This window comes from Taklimakanibacter albus (assembly GCF_016595235.1).
In the GTDB taxonomy this organism is placed as follows: Bacteria; Pseudomonadota; Alphaproteobacteria; order Rhizobiales; family Aestuariivirgaceae; genus Taklimakanibacter; species Taklimakanibacter albus.
Window position 1 is genome coordinate 2143302 of the sequence record NZ_JAENHL010000007.1, and the last position, 18790, is coordinate 2162091.

The 18790-nt window shown below is 61.5% G+C and carries 15 protein-coding genes; 10 read left to right on the forward strand and 5 right to left on the reverse strand.

Annotated features, from left to right (window positions below):
- A complete protein-coding gene (locus tag JHL16_RS21665) occupies positions 1 to 1185 on the reverse strand; it encodes a patatin-like phospholipase family protein (RefSeq protein ID WP_200186893.1) in 1185 nt (394 codons plus the stop codon).
- 160 nt (positions 1186 to 1345) lie between these two features.
- Between JHL16_RS21665 and JHL16_RS21670 the strand changes: the two genes are divergently transcribed.
- Positions 1346 to 2809: an MltF family protein gene (locus tag JHL16_RS21670; protein ID WP_200186894.1), complete on the forward strand. Its 1464-nt coding sequence runs from the start codon at positions 1346 to 1348 to the stop codon at positions 2807 to 2809.
- 171 nt (positions 2810 to 2980) lie between these two features.
- On the forward strand, positions 2981 to 3385 hold the full coding sequence (locus tag JHL16_RS21675; protein WP_200186895.1) for a response regulator transcription factor: 405 nt from the start codon (positions 2981 to 2983) through the stop codon (positions 3383 to 3385).
- Between the two features lie 31 nt (positions 3386 to 3416).
- Here JHL16_RS21675 and JHL16_RS21680 read toward each other — a convergent pair whose 3' ends face one another.
- The 4 genes from JHL16_RS21680 to JHL16_RS21695 all read right to left on the reverse strand — a co-directional run bounded on the left by JHL16_RS21680 (position 3417) and on the right by JHL16_RS21695 (position 6472).
- Entirely contained in the window at positions 3417 to 3746 is a 330-nt protein-coding gene (locus JHL16_RS21680) for a hypothetical protein (RefSeq protein ID WP_200186896.1), read from the reverse strand.
- On the reverse strand, positions 3743 to 4528 hold the full coding sequence (locus JHL16_RS21685; protein ID WP_246771118.1) for a DUF2092 domain-containing protein: 786 nt from the start codon (positions 4526 to 4528) through the stop codon (positions 3743 to 3745). Before JHL16_RS21685 ends, JHL16_RS21680 begins: the two co-directional genes overlap by 4 nt.
- Before the next feature lie 92 nt (positions 4529 to 4620).
- Positions 4621 to 5601 (reverse strand): SphA family protein, encoded by a 981-nt coding sequence (locus JHL16_RS21690; protein WP_200186898.1) that lies wholly within the window; start codon positions 5599 to 5601, stop codon positions 4621 to 4623.
- 124 nt (positions 5602 to 5725) lie between these two features.
- Positions 5726 to 6472: an SDR family oxidoreductase gene (locus tag JHL16_RS21695; protein WP_246771000.1), complete on the reverse strand. Its 747-nt coding sequence runs from the start codon at positions 6470 to 6472 to the stop codon at positions 5726 to 5728.
- A gap of 225 nt (positions 6473 to 6697) precedes the next feature.
- On the opposite strand from JHL16_RS21695, the gene JHL16_RS21700 reads away from it, so the two are divergent.
- The 8 genes from JHL16_RS21700 (at position 6698) to JHL16_RS21735 (ending at position 18766) form a co-directional block, all read left to right on the forward strand.
- On the forward strand, positions 6698 to 9160 hold the full coding sequence (locus JHL16_RS21700; protein WP_200186900.1) for a cytochrome c: 2463 nt from the start codon (positions 6698 to 6700) through the stop codon (positions 9158 to 9160).
- A 2-nt stretch (positions 9161 to 9162) separates the two neighbouring features.
- Entirely contained in the window at positions 9163 to 10107 is a 945-nt protein-coding gene (locus JHL16_RS21705) for a hypothetical protein (protein WP_200186901.1), read from the forward strand.
- Positions 10025 to 10990 carry a hypothetical protein gene (locus JHL16_RS21710; protein WP_200186902.1) on the forward strand — a complete coding sequence of 322 codons (966 nt, stop codon included), beginning with the start codon at positions 10025 to 10027 and terminating at the stop codon, positions 10988 to 10990. The genes JHL16_RS21705 and JHL16_RS21710 overlap by 83 nt, the downstream gene beginning before the upstream one ends.
- The gene (locus JHL16_RS21715) at positions 10987 to 12567 is read left to right on the forward strand and encodes a c-type cytochrome (protein ID WP_200186903.1); all 1581 of its coding nucleotides are present in this window, start codon (positions 10987 to 10989) and stop codon (positions 12565 to 12567) included. The genes JHL16_RS21710 and JHL16_RS21715 overlap by 4 nt, the downstream gene beginning before the upstream one ends.
- A 9-nt stretch (positions 12568 to 12576) precedes the next feature.
- On the forward strand, positions 12577 to 14109 hold the full coding sequence (locus JHL16_RS21720; RefSeq protein ID WP_200186904.1) for a c-type cytochrome: 1533 nt from the start codon (positions 12577 to 12579) through the stop codon (positions 14107 to 14109).
- A 16-nt stretch (positions 14110 to 14125) separates the two neighbouring features.
- The gene (locus tag JHL16_RS21725; RefSeq protein WP_200186905.1) at positions 14126 to 16984 is read left to right on the forward strand and encodes a patatin-like phospholipase family protein; all 2859 of its coding nucleotides are present in this window, start codon (positions 14126 to 14128) and stop codon (positions 16982 to 16984) included.
- A gap of 114 nt (positions 16985 to 17098) precedes the next feature.
- Positions 17099 to 18289 (forward strand): tetratricopeptide repeat protein, encoded by a 1191-nt coding sequence (locus tag JHL16_RS21730; protein WP_200186906.1) that lies wholly within the window; start codon positions 17099 to 17101, stop codon positions 18287 to 18289.
- A gap of 84 nt (positions 18290 to 18373) precedes the next feature.
- Positions 18374 to 18766, forward strand: a complete 393-nt coding sequence (locus JHL16_RS21735) for a VOC family protein (protein ID WP_200186907.1) — start codon at positions 18374 to 18376, stop codon at positions 18764 to 18766.
- The last annotated feature ends 24 nt before the right edge of the window (positions 18767 to 18790 follow it).

Here is an 18790-nt window from a genome sequence, read left to right on the forward strand (position 1 = left end):
TTACTCTTCGTTCGGCGGAACCTTGGACCACGGAATGCCGCCTTGGCCCATCCGGTAGCCGAGATTGAAGAGGCTCTTCATATAGACCGGATCGAAGGGCTCTTTTTCCTTGAGCTCGACGCTCCCAGGGACCCAGATCGCATTGAAGTCGATGCTGTCGCGCCTGGCATTGGCATACATGCGGTAGAGATCGCCGATGCCTTGCGTCTTGATCAGGGAGGCCAGCGACTTGGCGGCGATGGCGGTGATCCTGGGCTTCACCGCGCTCCATTCCGGTGAAACCTTGCCGTTGCGGATCACATAAAGCGTGCGCTTCGGCGATCGGCCGATCATCTGGTTGACATCGCGCGCCGTGAAATTGGACGGAAACAGGAAGACCTGGTTGGTCGTGCCGCCATCGACATGCATCTCGTCATATCTCTGGCCGTCGGCGGTGACCGTCAGGCGCGTCGGCGGAAACACCGCGGGGATCGAGGCCGAGGCGACGAGAATGTCGCAGAAAAGCTGCCGACGGTTGGGCTCGCGGCTCGACGCGATGGCGCCCATGTCCCACACGACCGGGCGCTCGGCGTCGAGATTGGTGGTGCCGACCAGGAGGCGCCGCCCTTTGGCATGCTCGCGCGCGATGTGGGCCAGGAGGTCGTCATCGACATAACGCGCCACCAGGTGCCGGAGCGGCGTGTCGTCGACGGCCGAGTCGCCGCCGATGATGCTGAAAAGCCCTTTGGTCTTGTAGATGTCCTTGCCCGAGACCTCGGTATAGACCTCGCGCAATTGCCGGTCATAGGCAGGACCCAGAAAAGCAAAGGGAGCGATGAGCGAGCCGGTGCTCACCCCGGTCACCGCGTCGAAGTGGGGCCGGGTGCCCGCCGCCGTCCAGCCGACCAGGAGCCCCGCCCCGAAAGCGCCGTTGCTGCCACCGCCGGAAATGGCGAGAAACTTGCGGTCATAGAGATTGATCGATTTGTCCGACTTGGCGGCCCGCACCACCTGGGTGGCCTGGCTGTGCAGAATGGCGGGATCCAGGTTGCTGGCATTGTCGCCCCAGAAGCGGATGTGGGAATAGCCGGGAACGCCGGCCACCGCGACCAGGGACTCCGGCACCGGGTCGCGTATTTCCGTGGCACAGCCGCCGAGCCAGAGAAGTCCCGCAAAACCCAACGCATAGGAAAGAAACTGACGCACTTTCCGACCCCTCACGACATCCCTCAGTCTGTCATATCTCCTTCCGTGCCGCAAATCCGGTTGGACCTTGGTCCAACTGCCCAGTGCATTGAATTTCCATCAAAAGTCATCATGGTAGCTCTCTCCGCTCCCGGATCGACAATTGCTGACGGCGGCATTCATGACCAGCATCACGCGCCGGCTGACCCAGGCCGGCACCTTCCTTTTCCTTTCCTTTCTTGTCCTCTTCACAGCGCCTTTGCGCGCCGAAGACGCCGAGAAGCCGCTGGGGCTCGATATGGTCAAGCCCTGGACCGGCGATTTCGACGCCATGGAGAAGCGCCGCATCGTCCGCATTCTCGTTCCCTACAGCAAGACCATTTATTTCATCGACAAGGGCGAGGAGCTCGGCACTGCGGTGGATATCGGCCACGCTTTCCAGAAGGTCCTGAACAAGGACAAGAAAAAAGCGACCGAACAGGTGCATGTGGTTTTTGTGCCGATGCCACGTGCCCGGCTTTTTTCAGCCCTCAATGAAGGCCTGGGCGATCTCGCCGCCGGCGGCCTGACCATTACGTCGGAGCGCCGCGACCTCGTCGATTTCAGCCAGCCCTTCGCCGGCAATGTCAAGGAAGTGCTGGTCACCGGTCCGGCGTCTCCCGCTATCGCCCATATCGAAGACCGTGCCGGGCGTCCGCTTTATGTCCGCAAAACAAGCAGCTATTACGAGCATCTGACCGCGCTGAACGCTAGGCTCAAGACTCCGATCGATCTCATTGCCGCAGAGGAGGCGCTCGAGGACGAGGATCTCCTCGAAATGGTCAGCGCCGGCCTCCTGCCCTATGCCGTCGTCGACGATTACAAAGGGGAGATCTGGGCCAAGGTGCTGCCCAATCTCACCGCGCGCAACGACCTTGTCGTGAATGAGGGCGGCGAGATCGCCTGGGCCATGCGCAAGAACAGCCCGCAGCTCAAGGCCGCGGTCGATGCCTTCGTTGCGAAACACAAACTCGGGACGACTTTCGGGAACATCCTGAAGAAGCGTTATTACACGAGCGACAAGATGGCGCGCCGCGCGCTCTCCACCGAGGCGCAGAAGCGCTTCGAGGAATTTTCCGACGCGTTCCAGAAATATGGCAACCAGTTCGGCTTCGAGCATTTCCTCATCGCGGCGCAGGGTTACCAGGAATCGGAGCTCGACCAGACCAGGCGCAGCCCGAGGGGCGCCGTCGGCGTGATGCAGTTGTTGCCCTCGACCGCCGCCGACAAGAGCATTGGTGTCACCGACATCGTCGGCAGCGCCGACCGCAATATTTACGCGGGGGCGAAATATCTGCGCTACCTGATCACCACCTATATCACCGATGCCGGCATCGACGATCTCAACCGCGTCCTATTCGCTTTCGCCGCCTATAATGCGGGCCCGGGCAACCTCAAGAAGTTCCGCGCCAAGGCGTCGGCGATGGGGCTCGATCCCAATCTCTGGTTCGGCAATGTGGAGAATGGCGCCGCCGCCATCGTCGGCCGCGAGACCGTCCAATATGTGAGCAATATATATAAATATTATATCGCATACACGCTTGCCGCCCGGATCGAGGCCGATCGCGAAGCGGCCGAAAACCGGACCGAAACGCAAAAACCGTGAATATGTCGGCGGGTGGGCCCTAGGTCCAACTAGGACGGGCTTTCATGTTGCGCTAGGCCTATTTCATCGGTCCCGGAAATGGGGGATGCGGGTTTTCGGTCAGCCGGTGTGTGAAACAATGAGATGGCGCGCAGCTTCCCGTCTGTCGGAAATACGGCGCGTCGGAACGATATGGGAAAGCTTCGCATCCGCATCTCCGTCCTCGATGACGACGTCTCGGTCCGCAACGCTCTCAGCCGCTTGTTGCGTGCTTCGGACTTCGATGTGCGCGCCTATGGAACGGGTGAAGAATTCCTCGCCGCCATAGACGGCTTCCACCCGCATTGCGCGATCATCGACCTGCATATGCCAGGCATGAGCGGTCGCGAGGTGCAGCGGCTTGTCGCCAAGACGGAGTCCGATATCGCGGTGATCGTCATCACCGGCCATGACAGCTCGAAGAGCCGGACGGAGTGCTTGAGCGACGGCGCCAGCGCCTATCTGACCAAACCGGTCGACGAGATGCTTCTGCTCACCGCCATTCACGACGCGACGGCCAAGCAGGCCACGCTCAAGCGTAAGCAGGCGATCCACTGATTTGAGGAAATCAGGCGAGATGCGAAGCGCTCTATTGGATGATCACCTGCACATAGACGCCGCTGCTCTTCACATAATAGACGCCGCTGCAATTATAGTAATAGGCGCCATAATAGGGCCCGTAGACGCAGCCGGCCGGCAGTGCGTTGAGCCTGATCGATGTCCGGCGCGCAACACGCCGGGTGGTGCGCCGCGCGACACCCGCATAGGATAAGGGCGTCAGCGGATGGCCGATCCTGGCCTCGGCCTTGGACACGAACCCCAGGCCGATGATCGCAGGCACGCCCCATTCGACCGCTGCCTCACCCGAGAGAAAGGCGACGGCGAGAGCGAAGGCGAGAAACTTTTTCCACATGGTCATGGCGCGTCTCCCTGGTTCACCGGCGCCGGCAATTCATCGACGAGCTCGAGCGCACTGAGATCGACCTGCTTCGCCGATGCCGGCTTGTCGAAGGTGAAGCTCGCCGTGCCGGCTTCCGCGCCGCTCTTGAAATTATTCAGCTGGAAAGTGTATTGCGGCGCCTGAACGACATGCTTGCTGGTGATCACATAGCGTCGCGGTATCGGCGTGTCGCCTGTCTGGATCCATATCTGCCAGTCGGTGTCGGGCGTGCGGAAAGCGAGATATTCGCATTCGACGCCATCGACATAGGCCGACGCGATGTGTTTGGCGTCGGTCACATCGGCAATAAGCGTATCATAGACATTCGACCCGAGCAGATCGCCGCCGGGCGTCTCGACACCCGCATCGGCGAGCCTGTCACGCAATTCGTCCAAGGTGCCCTTCGCCTCGATCTGCGCATAGGCATCGAGATTCTTGCCGTAGACGGTCAGGGTCTTGCCGTCGAAGGTGACATCGACATCGGCGAATCCGCCGGTGCGGGTGACATGGACCTTATCCGGCCGGCTCACATTGGCCTTGCCGGAGCTCACGAATTGCAGCTTCTGGAAATCCGGCGTGACGGCCTCGACCGTCGATTCATAGGTGAAGGAGAAATCCTTCTGCTTCGCCATATAGTCGGACATCGCCTTGAGCAACGCCTTGGCGTCATCCGCGAAAGCGCCGCTCGCCGGAACAAGCCCGACGAGAAACGCGGCACAGGCGAGACTTCCCTTCAAGCAACGGAGAGACGGTGGACGCATCATGATGGTCACCTCGCGATGAACTGTCCCGGCACCAAGCGAGTATGGCGTCTCGGGCGATCACAAAGTAGTTGGCCCAAGGGCCAATGGCATCACGGGCCGGCTTTCGGCGTCAAGGCGAAGGTCAGCCAGACATTCCAGCCTTCCGAACGGTTCTCGGCACCGAATTCATAGAAACCTTTCAGATTGACATAGGCCTGCATCTCGCCGGCCGGGACGAAATAGCCGATCTGCGGCCCGACGCCGAAGACACGCGACTTGAAATCACCGAGCGTGGCGCCGTCACCATCATCGCCGGTGAGTTGCTGGTAGTAATAGCCGGCGACGCCGGCATGGACCTGCTCGGACAGGAATTTCGAGGCGGCCAGATCGAAATGGCTGTCTATGCCATTCTGGTAGTCCGTGTCCTCGTTCTCGAAATTGTACGTGACACCGCCCGAGGCCGAGAATTCATATCCCGAATGCGGATTGAAATAGGTGTAGCCGAGACCACCATCGATCGCGCCATGGCCAATGCCGAGATTGGCGAGCCGGTCGGGATCGTAGTCGCCGACCGGAATGTCGCCGGTGGCATAGAGCATGAAATTATTAACGCCGGAGTTCCATTTAATCGTCGCCATCGGGAAGAGATCGCCGACGCCGACCAGCGTGTCGGTACGATGCCCTGAGATTTCGTTGCCGTTCGGCCCGGTGAGCGTCGCTTCCGCCGAGGCTTTGACATGACCGACGAGGCCCAGCACGCTGACCGACGGCCGGCCGCCGAAAATGGTCGTGTCGAACGTATAGCCGGGGCCGAAGCCCATGACATCGACATCCGCATCGAGACCGGCGCGGATCTCGCCGCCTTGTGGAAAAGCCTTGCCGCCGCCTGATTTCACCGAGGAATGATAAGCAAGGCCGGTGGCCGTCCAGCCCGGCGCATTGGGCACCGCGATGAGGCTGCCGAATTGCCCCGGCAGCCAGAAGCTGACACCGCCTTCATCGCTGCGGGCCGGCGACGCGACGCACATGGCGCCGAGCGTCGCGATTCCCAGGACCGTCATCAGGCCCTTCGATGCGCGTCCAGTGGACATGCTCCCTCCCGCAACTCCCCATACCGCCCGACTCCAATATTATGCCGGGCGGGCCGTCACGGAGCCAGTTGGACCAAGGTCCATCGGGCGAAGCAGACAGGAAAATCAAAGAGTTGATGAGGATCTAGCCGCGCCCGACAAAGGGCATCTCATTGGCCATCACCGTCATGAACAGGACATTGGCGTCGAGCGGCAGGGAAGCCATATGCACCACCGCATTCACCACATGGCGGACATCCATGGTCGGCTCCGGCTTCAGCGAGCCGTCGGCCTGCAGGACGCCGCTTTTCATCCGCGCCGTCATGTCGGTGGCGGCATTGCCGATGTCGATCTGGCCGCAGGCGATATTGTATTTGCGTCCGTCGAGCGAGGTGGAGCGTGTCAGGCCGGTGATCGCATGTTTGGTCGCCGTATAGGGCGCCGACAAGGGTCGCGGCACATGGGCCGAGATCGAGCCGTTATTAATGATGCGGCCGCCCGAAGGCGACTGCGCCTTCATCAGGCGGAACGCCTCCTGGGTGCAGTAGAAAGCGCCCGACAGATTGGTGTCGACCACCGCCTTCCATTGCTGCGGTGTCAGGTCCTCCAAAGGCACCGGCGGCGTGCCGATGCCGGCATTGTTGAACAGGACATCGAGCCGGCCGAAGGCCTTGGCCGTTTCCTGGAACAGCCGGGCGACCGAGTCCGGATCGCCCACATCGCTCGGAACGGCGAGACATTGCCCGCCGATCTCGGCTTTTGCGGCCTCGAGCGTATCCTTCTTGCGTCCGGTGAGAACCACGGCATACCCGGCCTCGGCCAGTCCTTTCGCCACCGCACGGCCGATTCCCGAGCCGGCACCGGTTACCAAGGCAACTTTGAGAGCAGTCAAATCGCGTCTCCTTGCTGTATCTGTCGCAACCATTATCACAATAGAATCAAAGTGAAAGAGACGCCACAAGACGATTTGGGCGAGGCTTGGCGCCGCCATGTGGCGCACAGGCGATTGCGGAATTCCAACGTAAGGTGTATGGTCCTATCAGAGGGCTCAGCGTCAGCTGATTTTCTGGGAAAGACAGAAAAGCATTCACCGGTGCAATAACCACTGGAGTGTTTCGTGTATTGTCCCATCGACGACCGCCCCGCGTCTCGTCCATTCCGTCCTGCGCGGCTGCTGAGCCGATCACTGCCGGTCGTGCTCTTTCTGGCCATGGCCATAACGGCCAAGGCACAATCGAGCTTGAGCGAGGGCTATGCGCGTGAAATAGCGCCCCTCTCCGCCACCGAGCGCGTCGGCAGCGAGGTCTGGTTCAATGCCACGGCCTTCAACGACCGCTTCTTCACATATGGCTTTCAGCAGCGTGTCGGCGGCCTCATCGACTGGTATGGCATTCTCGCCGCCGAGAAGAAGAAGGACATCTTCCAGGCCTGGGGCGGCATTCCCGATCCCGATTGCTGCGTACCGGGCGAGCCCAATTGCCCCGCCAAGAGCCTCAGCGAGACCTATGGTTTCCAGTGGTGTCCGGGCGACGACGTGCTGCTGAAATATATCGGCAAATATGGTTATCCTGATCCGGCCTGCGATCTCACGGATGTGCCGGCCCAGGGCGCCGACCAGCGTCAGAGCGCCTGCGATCTTCATTTCGGCACATCGACCGGCATTCTGGGCCTGCGCAAGTTCCCCAATCCGCGCTTCGACCGCAGCGCCTGGCTCAAGCTCAACGGTGACAAGCCCGAATCCTGGGAAGGTTATCGCGGCGCGCTCAACGTCTTTCCGACCGATGCGCAGAACCGGACCAGCAGGCTGTTCGACGGCTCGATCGAGCCGCCCTACCGCATCGGCATGGCCTGCGGCGCGTGCCACATAGGCTACAAGCCCGACAAGCCGCCGGCCGATCCCAACCATCCGGCCTGGGAGAATATCGACGGCCTGGTCGGCAACCAATATAGCCGCGTCTCGAATATCCTGGGCTCGGGCTTCGGCAAACATGCGCTCGAATGGCAGCTCATCGCGCGCGCCAGGCCCGGCATCGTCGATACCTCGGCCCTGCCGATGGATTATGTCTCCAATCCCGGCACCATGAATGCGATCATCAATTTCAAGCAGCGCCCGCTGCATGAGCATGAGATCCTGAAATGGCGCCGCGCCGCGGCCTGTCCGGCGGGAACTCAGGCCGAGAAATGCTGGTGCGAGCCCGGTAAGCTCGGAAAATGCTGGGAGCGCTCGACCAAGAAGGAGTTGCAGCCCAACATCCTGAAAGGCGGCGAGGATTCGATCGGCATCAAAGAGGCGATCCAGCGCGTGTATTTCAATATCGGCTCGTGCTCGGAGCAATGCTGGCTGAACCACATTCCCGATCTGCGCGCCGCCGATCCCAAGCAGCGCAATTACGGCCAGACGCCATTCGATATCGGCCAATGCCGGCGCGACTGCGCCAGCTTCCGCGCCATCGAGGATCGTCTCGACGATATCGAGGCCTTCTTCTTCACGGCACGCCCGACCGACCTGTGGAAGGCGCGCGGCCTCGCCTCACCTGAGGCGCTGGAAGCCGAGCTCGATCAGCAATTCTTCCCCGGCGCGGTGAAGCGCGGCCGCGACATCTATGCCCGGCAATGCGCGAGCTGCCATTCGAGCGGCAAGCCGCCTTTCGACAACACCGATTTCCGGGCCACCGTGCCGGGCGATCCGACCTTGCGCGCCGACTGGCTGGGCAATGACGAGCTGGAGCCGGCGAGCGAGATCGGCACCTATGCCGGCCGTTCCTTGCATTCGAACCACATGCGGACGCGCGTCTGGGAGCAATATGCGGCGCTCGACATTCACGAGAGACCGCGCGACCCGGCGCGGCCGGAAGTGATGGCCGGCGCCGGCCGCGGCTATTATCGCAATATCTCGCTCTTGTCCGCCTGGGCGCATGCGCCCTTCATGCACAACAACGCCATCGGGCCCGAGATCTGTGGCAAGCCCGCCGACAAGCAGGTCGATTTCTACGATTCGCCCTATGTCGATGCTGAAGGCAAGCCGATCGCATCGCCGCCCGCCTGCCTCAGCTACGACACCAGTGTCGCCGGGCGATACCAGCTCTATGTCGCCTCGATGCGCGACATGCTCAATCCCGGCAAGCGCATCGACAAAATGCATCTCCTCGATGACGACATCATCATCGACATCGCGCCCAAACTGCAGAATCCGGAGCTGAATAAACTATTAGGACTCGAGATCAGCGTGCGGATCCCGAAAGGTTATCCGGCCCTCGCCATCAACAGCCTGCGCTTCAAGGACCTGATCCAGGACACGGTGCTGCGCCGCACCGACGCCCAGAAACTCGATGAGAAATATGCGGGCCTTCTCAATGCGAAACAGCTCGCCGATCTGAAGGACGGACTCCAGCGCCTGATCCTCGACGCCATCCTGAAGGACCGGCCCACCGTGCTCGAGCTCGCCGCCGATCGCGACCGGTTCGTGCAGCGCTTCTATTCCAACAATCTCGGGCGCGTCGAGAACAGCGGCCATCGCTTCGGCGAGACGCTGTCGGATCAGGACAAGGACGCCCTCATCGCTTTCGTGGCCACGTTATGAACATGCAGAACCTACTTCGCGCGATTGCGGTCATCGGCGTGCTCCTGCTCGGCGCGGGCATCTACGTCTGCTACACCAAGCACGGCACGCCGGAGCGTCCCGTCATTTCCTTTGCGCCGCTTACCGATGGCGCGCTCAAGGATCCCGACAACCCACTGAAGATATTCCATGTCGACTTCGCCAAGCTCGAACATGACCTGCCGCTGAGCCGCGCCGACCGCGCCAAGCTCACGCCCGAGAATCTGACGGTCCTGAGCCAGGAGGAAATCGACCAGATCTATGCCCGCCTCACTGCCGGTCCCGTTCCCGATGGCTTCATGCGCGGCAATCTCTTCTTCGAGAACGGTGTCGACGGCCTGAAATCGAGGCTCGCCGAGATTCTCGGCGGCGGCCTCGGCACCGTCGCCGATGCGAAGATCGACACTTTGGAGAAGCTCGGCCGGTCGATGTGGAAGGGCAAATATTTCTTTCGTGACGAACGCGTGCTGCGCAATGTGATCGAGGACTTCAAGCCGCTGGAAGCCCTGATCGAGGCGCCGGATAGGCTTCAGACCGTCGAGATTCCGCGCCAGGGCCTCCTGTCCTATGTGAGCCCGAACAGCACCGCCTGGCTGCTGTTTCCGGCCAAGCTCTATTGCGGCCAGAGTCTCGTCGACGGCAGGCGCGAATCGATCATCATCGATTACGCCTATACCAACGACCTACCGGGCTACATGGAACGGCCCGATGCGCTGGCGGGCCGCGGCGGCCTCGCCATCCGCGATGAGATCCGCATGGTGCGGCCTGGTTTTTATCTGGGCCGCGCTTATGCCAACCGCATCTTCCTTCTGAATTTCACCGTCTATGACGCGGAGACCGCCGAAAATGGCCTTCAGGCCTTTCTGGACGGCAAGCCCGTCGCCGAGGATTGCTGGGCGGGCGAACAGGGCATGGCGGCGGCGCCCTAGCGCGCGCGCATCCACCCTGCTGCTGTGTCTCGCGGTAACGGCCGGCGCCGTCCGCGCCGAGACGGTATTCGAGCGTCTCTATCCGACTGAGCAGGGCAGCCTCGCTCTGCCCTATCCCTTCGCAAGATTGGTCGAAGACGTGAAGGCGCGAACCGGCGCCGAGATCCAGCTGGGCTTCGTGCCGCTCGGCCGCTCGCTGCAACGCTACGCGGCCGATCCCAATTATTTCACCTCGCCGCGCATTCTGCTGGCGGTGATCGGCAATGGTGCTCAGGGGCCGGCGCTGCGCGACCGCCTGTTCATGGGTTATCAGCCGGCCGCGCGCGCTATCGAGATCATCGCCTTCGACGAAACAGAGGGCCGCTTTCACTTTACCCAGATCGACGATTACGGCCCGCAAGGCCGCCCCGTCGCGGCCGAGCTCAGCGAGGATGTCTGCGCCACGTGTCATCAGTCACGCGCGCCGATCTTCTCCGCACCGCCCTGGGACGAGACGAACGCCAATCCGCGCATCGTTGCCGTTTTGCCGGCGAATATCGAAGGCCTTGCCATCCACCAGGATTTCGACGGCCTCGATCAGTTCGCCCGCTCGGTCACTCGTGCCAACCGGCTGCTCATCGCCAAGCAGCTCAAGAGTGTAGTGGATCAAAGCGGGTCGGATTTTGCCAAGGCTTTCCCGCAAGGCCTCGCCGTCATCGAGCCGAAGATTCCCAATCGCGATCCCTTGGGCCTCATCGCCTCCGGCATGGCGCCCGACAAGACGCTCGAAACCTCCGGCGCCTTCGCGCCCGAGACGCCGCGACCTTTCCTCCAATTGTGGAAACCCGGCCTGACCGCCGCCGAAGATGCGGCCCGCCTGATCGAGGAGGCCGAGTTGCCATGACCCGCGCTCAGTTCCGATGGTTATGCCTGTATGTCCTGCTGCCGGTCGCGATCCTGGCGGGAGTCTGGCTCTATCAGCGTCTCAGCCGCGATGTGCCCGAGACCTTTGCCTCCGGCGAGATGCAGTTCAAATATGGCTCGACCGGCGGCGACAAGAATTTCGGCATTCCCTATCCGATCTGGGAAGTGCTGCCGATCCTCTTCGCCAAGAAGCTGCCGGAGGGCCGTCAGGATCAGGGCTGGGCCGCTTTCGGTTTCATCATGGAGGACTTTCCCGAAGGCGCCGTGCAGCCGCGACGCCCACGCCCGGTCGGCACCACCTTGCGCGACTATATGGGTCTCGATCGCATCTTCCTCAATTGCGCCGCCTGCCATGCCGGTGTCGTGACCGGGCCGGGACCTGATCGCCGCCGCCTCGTCGTGACCGGCATGCCGTCCAATACCGTCGACCTGGAAGCCTTCCAGAACTTCCTGACGGCAATCGCCGATGACCCGGACTTCAACGCCAGCACGATCCTGGACGCCATCGACAAGAACAAGATCGACATCGACTGGTTCAACCGCCTGGCGCTGCGCTTCATCGGCGTTCAGCAGATGAAGGACCTGATCAAGGGCATCAGCAAGCGGTTCGAATTCACCAAAGCCGAGCCCGCTTTCGGCCCTGGCCGCTTCGACACTTTTTCACCCGCCAAGGCGCTGATGGCCTGGCCCTTCGAGAACATTCCCGCTCATGAGCGCATCGGCGTCGTCGATTTTCCGTCCGTCTGGCTGCAGGACAAGAAGCGCCATATGTGGTTGCATTGGGACGGCAACAACAACAAGCTCGAGGAGCGCAACCGCTCGGCCGCCTTCGGCACCGGGGCCAATTTCCCCAATCTCGACCGCGAGTCGGTGAAGCGGATCGAGACCTGGCTCTTGACGGCAAGGCCGCCCGATTTCGCTACCACGCTCGGCAAAGAGATCGATCAAGCCAAGGCCGCACACGGCAAGACCCTTTATGTAAGTTTCTGTGCCGATTGCCATGGCCAGTCCGGCACCGACTTCACCGGCGCATCGGTGGGACAGACGACCGCCATCGGCGACATCGGCACCGATCGCTACCGCTTCGACAACTACACCTATGATCTGATGCTCAATCAGAGCACGCTTTATGTCGGCAATGCCGAGGAGCGTTTCCAGCATTTCCGCAAGAGTGACGGCTATGCCAACATGCCGCTCGACGGTCTGTGGCTCAGGGCGCCCTATCTGCACAATGGCTCGGTGCCGACATTGCGCGACCTTCTCACCAAACCGAAGGACCGGCCGAAGATGTTCTATCGCGGCATCACCGAATATGACGCGGAGAATATGGGCTTCGTTTCACGACCGGACGCGAGCATCGCGAACAAGACGGATTCTCCGTTCTGCTATGCCACCAATCTGCAAGGCCTGGCCGATTGCGGCGCGGATGCGCCGGACAATCGCAATACCTGCGATGCCACGACCTGCGCGGGCAACGGCAATGACGGCCATGATTACGGCACCGCGCTGTCCGATCCCGACAAGGACGCGCTCATCGAATATCTCAAGACATTCTGAGGACGCGCCATGCCCAACAGAAGGACCGGCAAACGTATCAAGCAAGGGCTTCGCACCTTTTTCCTCGGCCCCTGGATGCTCGTCATCGTCGCCGCCATCTCCCTCTATTATGCCAATTTCAAGTTCTTCAAGACCGAGCCGCAGGATGTCTGCGCCGATGTCGAGTCGTCGCGCCATGCCGATTGTCTCGACAATATCGCCGACGAGCAGTTCAAATATGGTTCGCTCAACGCCGAGAATGATCGCGGCATTCCCTATCCGATCTTCTATGTCATGCCGCGCATCTTTCCGCAGTGCCTGCCGGGCAATCGGCTCGGCGGCTACCGCGCCTTCGGCCTGCCCTGGGAAGAGGGACGCGAATTGCCGGTAGGCTTCTCGAAGCGCCGTCTTGGTTTCGAGCGCATCACCCAGACCTGCGCCATCTGCCACACCGCGACCTATCGCATGGATATCGCGGACAAGCCGGTCATCGTGCCGACGGGACCGTCGCACACCACGACATCGCAGGAGTTCCTGCGCTTTCTGCGCTGCGCCGCCAATGACCGCAAATTCAGCTTCGACGGCATGTGGGACGAGATCAAGCGCAACTTCGAGATGGGTCTCGACGACTGGGCGATCTATCATCTCCTGATCCCGATCGTGCGCAGCCGCATCCGCGACCAGGTCGAGGGTTTCGACTGGATGGATCAGATCGAGTTTCGCGACGGCATGAAACGGCCGGACTGGGGTCCCGGCCGCGATGATCCAATGAATCTCACCAAGTTCTTCCTCCTCAATGCCGACCGCAACAAGGACAAGACCACCGGCAATGCGGATTTCCCAGCGATCTGGGACCTCTCGGCGCGCGAGGGACATTCGCTGAACTGGGGCGGTGAGACCCAGGATCCGCTCGCGGTGATCATGGATTCGGCCTTGGGTCTCGGCGCCCCTCCGGGCCCCCATTTCGAGAAGCAGATGCGCGATCTGCGCGCCTATCTGCAGCGCAAGGCGCCGCCCAAATATCCCTTGGCGCCCAAAACCTCCGATAGTTTGGTCGTCAAGGGCGCCGAGCTCTACAAGGCACATTGCGCCGAGTGCCACGATACGAAGGGGGAGTATTACGGCAAGGTCATTCCCATCGAGGACATCGGCACCGACCGCGAGCGCTTCGATACCTGGCAGCAGGAGGACGCCGATGGCGCCAACCGCGTCGCACTCGAGATGGGCGTCACCCGCAAGAACATGGTCAAGGATAAGGGTTATGTGGCGGGACCGCTCTCTGGCCTGTGGCTCACGGCGCCTTATCTCCACAATGGCGCGGTGGCGAATCTCGACCAGTTGCTGACCCGCCCGGAAGACCGTCGCGAAACCTTCTATCGCGGCTGCGATCTCTACGATCAGGAGAAGATGGGCTTCGTCTCTGACCGACCCGAGCCGTCCTGCCCCAGCAATTTCCTGTTCGACACGCGCCTGCCGGGCAACGGCAGACTTGGCCATGCTTATGGCACCGATTTGACAGGCGAGCAGAAGACACAGTTGATCGAATATCTGAAGACCTTGTGAGCGAAGGGACGCCGAAATGACCGCCTTGCCTGAAGACGAGATGCTCAAGGAGGAGCTGGGGGCCATAAAGGACGTGCGCACCCGGGCAAAGGAGCTGCTGGCGAATATCGACGGCAAGGGAAAGGAAGGCCCTTATATGATCGGCCTCGCTCTGTCGGGCGGCGGCATCCGGTCGGCCACCGTCTCGCTCGGCGTCATGCAGAAGCTTGCCGATATCGGCCTCTTGAAACATGTCGATTATCTGTCGACCGTGTCGGGTGGCGGCTATATCGGTTCCGCTCTCACCTGGTGGCTGCGCGGCAGCACGCCGGACAACCCCACCCATCAGAGCCCTTTCGATACGGGTAAAAAATTTCCCTTCACGACGCTTGATCCACGGCTGCCCGAATCGACCCTTGTCGATCGCCGCGGCCTTATGGTGCTGCGCTTCCTGCGCAGCCAGGGCAATTACCTCATTCCCGGCAATGGCATCACCTTGTGGTCGAGCATCGCCATCGTCCTGCGCGCCATTCTCCTGAATCTGATGATCTGGATTCCGGTCACCGCATTGGTGATGGGCGTGCTTTACGCCTTGGGCTATCTTCCCGGCATCCGTGGCCTGCCCTATGCAGTGCAGATGGCGGCACCGGGCACATTGGAGACGACGGCGGAAATCGTCGGCACGAGCCGGAGTCTCGGCGCCAACGAGACCATTCCGCCGATGTTTCTCTTGATGCTGGTCTTCGCCATCGGTCTCGCTGTGCTGTTCGTCATGGGCAGCATCAATCACTCTTTGTTGTCATGGACAGGCCTCACGGAAACGGAACTGCGGGCGGGGCGCGGCGCGCAGCCCCCGGCGGAGCGGCCGGCGTGGTACAGCTGGCCCGCAGTAGGCATCGCCGGCCTGCTGGACGTGCTTCTCGTCGTTGTCGTTCTCATAAGCTTCATGCCGGTCGTGAAACGACTCTTCGCGGACAGCGACGCTCTCCAAGCCGCACACGGCTCCTTATGGACGAGCTTGGTGATCGGTCTCATCCTATGGGCCATCATCACACTTTTTACGCTTCTTTGTTTTCGGTTCATGGGCAAGAAAATCCGCCCACCGGCCATCTGGCGCGACAAGACCCAGAAACCCGTATACCTCGCTTTGGGTGGCCTCATCGGAATTGCCGTTGCCGGCTATGTCCTTGATTGCATCCTCGCCGGCTCGACGCTCCCGGGGGTCGGCCGGATCGGACCCTTCCTGCTCTTCCTCTTCGCCGTGGCCTATCTCATCTTCGTCAACTATCTCATCGGCCTCCTGATCCGCCATCTGCTCCGGAACGAAAAGATGGACGATGCCCGGCAAAGCCCGGCGCCCGCGACCCAGTCGCTCCTGCAATATCGCGCGCGGCGGACCTTCGAGTGGTTCTATGGCCGGGCTTTGTCCGGCATGGTCGTTCTCCTCGTCATCGGCACCCTGCCGCTCGTTGGTCATTACATAGAATATGGCCTCGGCGGCACCTGGACGGCCTTAGGGCTCGCCTTCACCCTTGGCGGACAGTTGTGGAGCCGCGTGCGTGGCAACAGCAAGCTCGCCGACATCGCCATCGTGGCCGGCGCGGCCCTGTTCGCTTATGGCATTCTCCTGATCGGTCATCGCCTCGCCCTGACCTTCATGGACGGCGACGCGACGATGCGGGCTTTGATTGCCGGCGCCGTCATTGTGGCGATCGTCGCCGGCTGGTTCGTCAATACGAACCAGATCGGTCTCCATCGCTTCTATCGCGACCGGCTGATGGAAGCGTTTCTTCCCGACGACGATGCATTGGCAAGAGACACCAACGCCGCGGCGACCCGCGCCAATGACTTCAAGCTCACCGATTGCTGGGACACAAAGCAGGCGAAAGGCCCCTATCAGATCATCAACACGAATATGGTGCTGGCGAAATCTCAGGACCGCAAATACCGTCAACGCGGCGGTGACAATTTCGTCCTCACGCCCCAATTCATCGGCTCGAACGCAACTGAATGGTATCGCACCGAGACATCGGCCAGTTCCGACATGACGCTCGCCTCCGCCATGGCGATCTCGGGCGCCGCCGCCAATCCGCGCGGCGGTGCCGGCGGCCGTGGCCTGACCCGCAGCGCCACCGTATCGCTGGTCATGAGCTTGTTGAATATCCGGCTCGGCTTCTGGATTCCCAATCCCAAGCGCGGTGATCCGCGGATGCTCTTCCGTAGGCCCAATCACTTCTGGCCCGGCGGCCTCTATGCCTTGACCTCGCGCGGCTATCTCGAGACCTCCAAGTGGCTGGAGCTCGCCGACGGCGGTCATTTCGAGAATCTCGCCGTCTATGAGCTGGTGCGCCGGCGCTGCGGCCTGATCATCGTCTGCGACGGCGGCCAGGACAACGCCTCCTCCTATGCCGATCTCGTCACCGCGGTGCAGCGTGTCGGTCAGGATTTCGGCGCCACCGTGCATTTCGACATGGCGGTCAGGAACGGCCGGAAATTCGAGAGATGCGGGCCGGCCCAGATGATCGCCAAGCCGACGCTCACCGACTATCCGAAAGGCGCCGAGTTCGCCGAGAAAGGTTATTTCGTCGCCCGGATCGATTATGGCGAACGGGGCGGCAATGGCTGGCCAAAAGAGGGCATCGTGATCTATCTGAAGTCGGCGCTCATTCGGGAACTGGCCGTCGGCGCCAAGGGGTATCGCGGCGCCAATCCCGACTTCCCCAATGAGACGACCGGCGATCAGTTCTTCGATGAGGAGCAGTTCGAGGCCTATCGTGAGGTGGGCTTCCGGATCTGCGAGCAGATGGTCGCCGAGCTGGGCCTTACCAGGCTGTTCGGAAATGAACCACCTTCCCTGGACGATCTCAGGCAGAACTCCCGCTACCGCGAGGCCTGATTAATCGTTTGGTGATATCGCGCCACCATAGTGACGCCCGGAGCAGTCTTTCTCGGGTCCAGGGGGAAACGGGTGCGGCCGGCCTATGTGACGAACAGATCGGGATTAGCCGCCATGTGCGTCATGGCGTGGCTCGCTCTGCCTTTTCCGGCGGCGGCCGACGAGCGCGAGGACTGCGAGAAGCTAAAAGGCCTCGCCAGCATCGAGGCCTGCACGCAGGTGATCGAGGCGGGCTCCTACGGCGCCAACGACCTCGCCGTTGCTTATCTCAACCGCGGCCTCGAGAACTTCGCCCGGCGCGATTACGATCAGGCCGTCGCCGATTACACCGCCGCCATCGCGCTCGACGGCAAGAATGCCGACATCTACAACAACCGGGGCAATGCCTATCACGCGAAGCGCGATTATCCGCGAGCGCTGCGCGACTTCGACAAGGCCATTGCCCTGAACGCCGCCCATGCGCTGGCCTATAATAATCGCGGCATCGTCTATGGCGACATGGGCGACTTCGACCGCGCCATTCAGGATTACGATCAGGCGATCGCCATCCATCCCGCTTATGCCAGCGCCTATAACAACCGCGGCAATATCCGCGCCAAGCAAGGCGACTTCCGCATGGCGGTCCAGGATTACAGCCAGGCGATCGTGCTGAAGCCCTCTTATGTCGGCGCCTACAACAACCGTGCCATGGCCTATGGCGCGCTCGGCCAATATGCGGAAGCCGCCGACGATTTCCGCCAGTCGATGGCCTTGCGTCCCAATGAAACGGCCAAGTCCGGTCTGGCGGCGCTCGAGGCGCGCATCGCGGCAAAGGCGGTCGACCTCACCGCCGCGCCGATGAGCTTCCGGCGCATGCCCAATACCGATCTCGCCGGCGCTCTGCTCGACACCGTGACCACCGACAATCTCGATGCCTGCGAGGCCGCTTGCGCCGGCAACAGCTATTGCCGCGCCTACTCCTTCAATATGTGGAACGGGCTGTGCTTCCTGAAGGGCGACCCCGCCATGCGCTATCTCGAGCCCAGCACCATGAGCGGCCTCAAGAGCGAAACCTATCCGCCGCCGATCTCCGATGCCGGCATCGCCATGGTCCGCTTCCGCAACAAGGCCTTTCCGGGCGAGCCGGTCAGGGAAAGCCAGGAGAAGCGCTTCGAGGATTGCGAGGCGACCTGCCAGATCAGCGATACCTGCGTCGCCTTCTCCTTCATCCGGACGGAGAAGTCCTGCCGGATGTTCGAGAAGCCCGGCGCCTATGTGAGCGATGCGGCGGCCGACAGCGGCGCCAAGCGGCAGATCATCAACTAGTACGGGATATCCGGCCCTGAATTTTTGGCTTCTCCCTAAGCCATATCAATGTTAGATTTGATCAAACGATCTAACGCGGTTTCCATGGCCGAATTTGACCAACTTATCACCTTCCTCAAGGTCAACGACATATCGCGCAGCCTGCGCTTCTATAAAGAGATACTCGGGCTGCCGCAGGTCTATGCCCGCGACGGCAAGGTGATCATCCTGAAGGCGAATGCGAGCAGCTTCATCGGCCTGGTGCCCGCCGAGCTTCCGGCCGGGGCCCAGCGCAGCTCGGCTTTGACCTTGATCGTCAAGGATGCCGATGCCTGGCTGCCGCGCCTCGACACGGCAGGCGTTCCCAACAAGGGCAAGCCGATCTTCAAGAGCGAATTCGGCATCTATGTGCTTTACGCCACCGATCCCGACGGCAACACTGTCGAATTCCTGGAGATGCGCGATCCCGACTGGCCGCATGCTGGAGATCATGGATGATGCCACGATGAGAATGGGAGAAAC

Bases quoted from the DNA above. Each gene is read 5' to 3' on its own strand.
- JHL16_RS21670 (WP_200186894.1), top strand. From the start codon at position 1,346: ATGACCAGCATCACGCGCCGGCTGACCCAGGCCGGCACCTTCCTTTTC.
- JHL16_RS21675 (WP_200186895.1), top strand. From the start codon at position 2,981: ATGGGAAAGCTTCGCATCCGCATCTCCGTCCTCGATGACGACGTCTCG.
- JHL16_RS21680 (WP_200186896.1), bottom strand. From the start codon at position 3,746: ATGACCATGTGGAAAAAGTTTCTCGCCTTCGCTCTCGCCGTCGCCTTT.
- JHL16_RS21685 (WP_246771118.1), bottom strand. From the start codon at position 4,528: ATGCGTCCACCGTCTCTCCGTTGCTTGAAGGGAAGTCTCGCCTGTGCC.
- JHL16_RS21690 (WP_200186898.1), bottom strand. From the start codon at position 5,601: ATGTCCACTGGACGCGCATCGAAGGGCCTGATGACGGTCCTGGGAATC.
- JHL16_RS21705 (WP_200186901.1), top strand. From the start codon at position 9,163: ATGCAGAACCTACTTCGCGCGATTGCGGTCATCGGCGTGCTCCTGCTC.
- JHL16_RS21710 (WP_200186902.1), top strand. From the start codon at position 10,025: ATGGCCTTCAGGCCTTTCTGGACGGCAAGCCCGTCGCCGAGGATTGCT.
- JHL16_RS21715 (WP_200186903.1), top strand. From the start codon at position 10,987: ATGACCCGCGCTCAGTTCCGATGGTTATGCCTGTATGTCCTGCTGCCG.
- JHL16_RS21720 (WP_200186904.1), top strand. From the start codon at position 12,577: ATGCCCAACAGAAGGACCGGCAAACGTATCAAGCAAGGGCTTCGCACC.
- JHL16_RS21725 (WP_200186905.1), top strand. From the start codon at position 14,126: ATGACCGCCTTGCCTGAAGACGAGATGCTCAAGGAGGAGCTGGGGGCC.
- JHL16_RS21730 (WP_200186906.1), top strand. From the start codon at position 17,099: ATGTGCGTCATGGCGTGGCTCGCTCTGCCTTTTCCGGCGGCGGCCGAC.
- JHL16_RS21735 (WP_200186907.1), top strand. From the start codon at position 18,374: ATGGCCGAATTTGACCAACTTATCACCTTCCTCAAGGTCAACGACATA.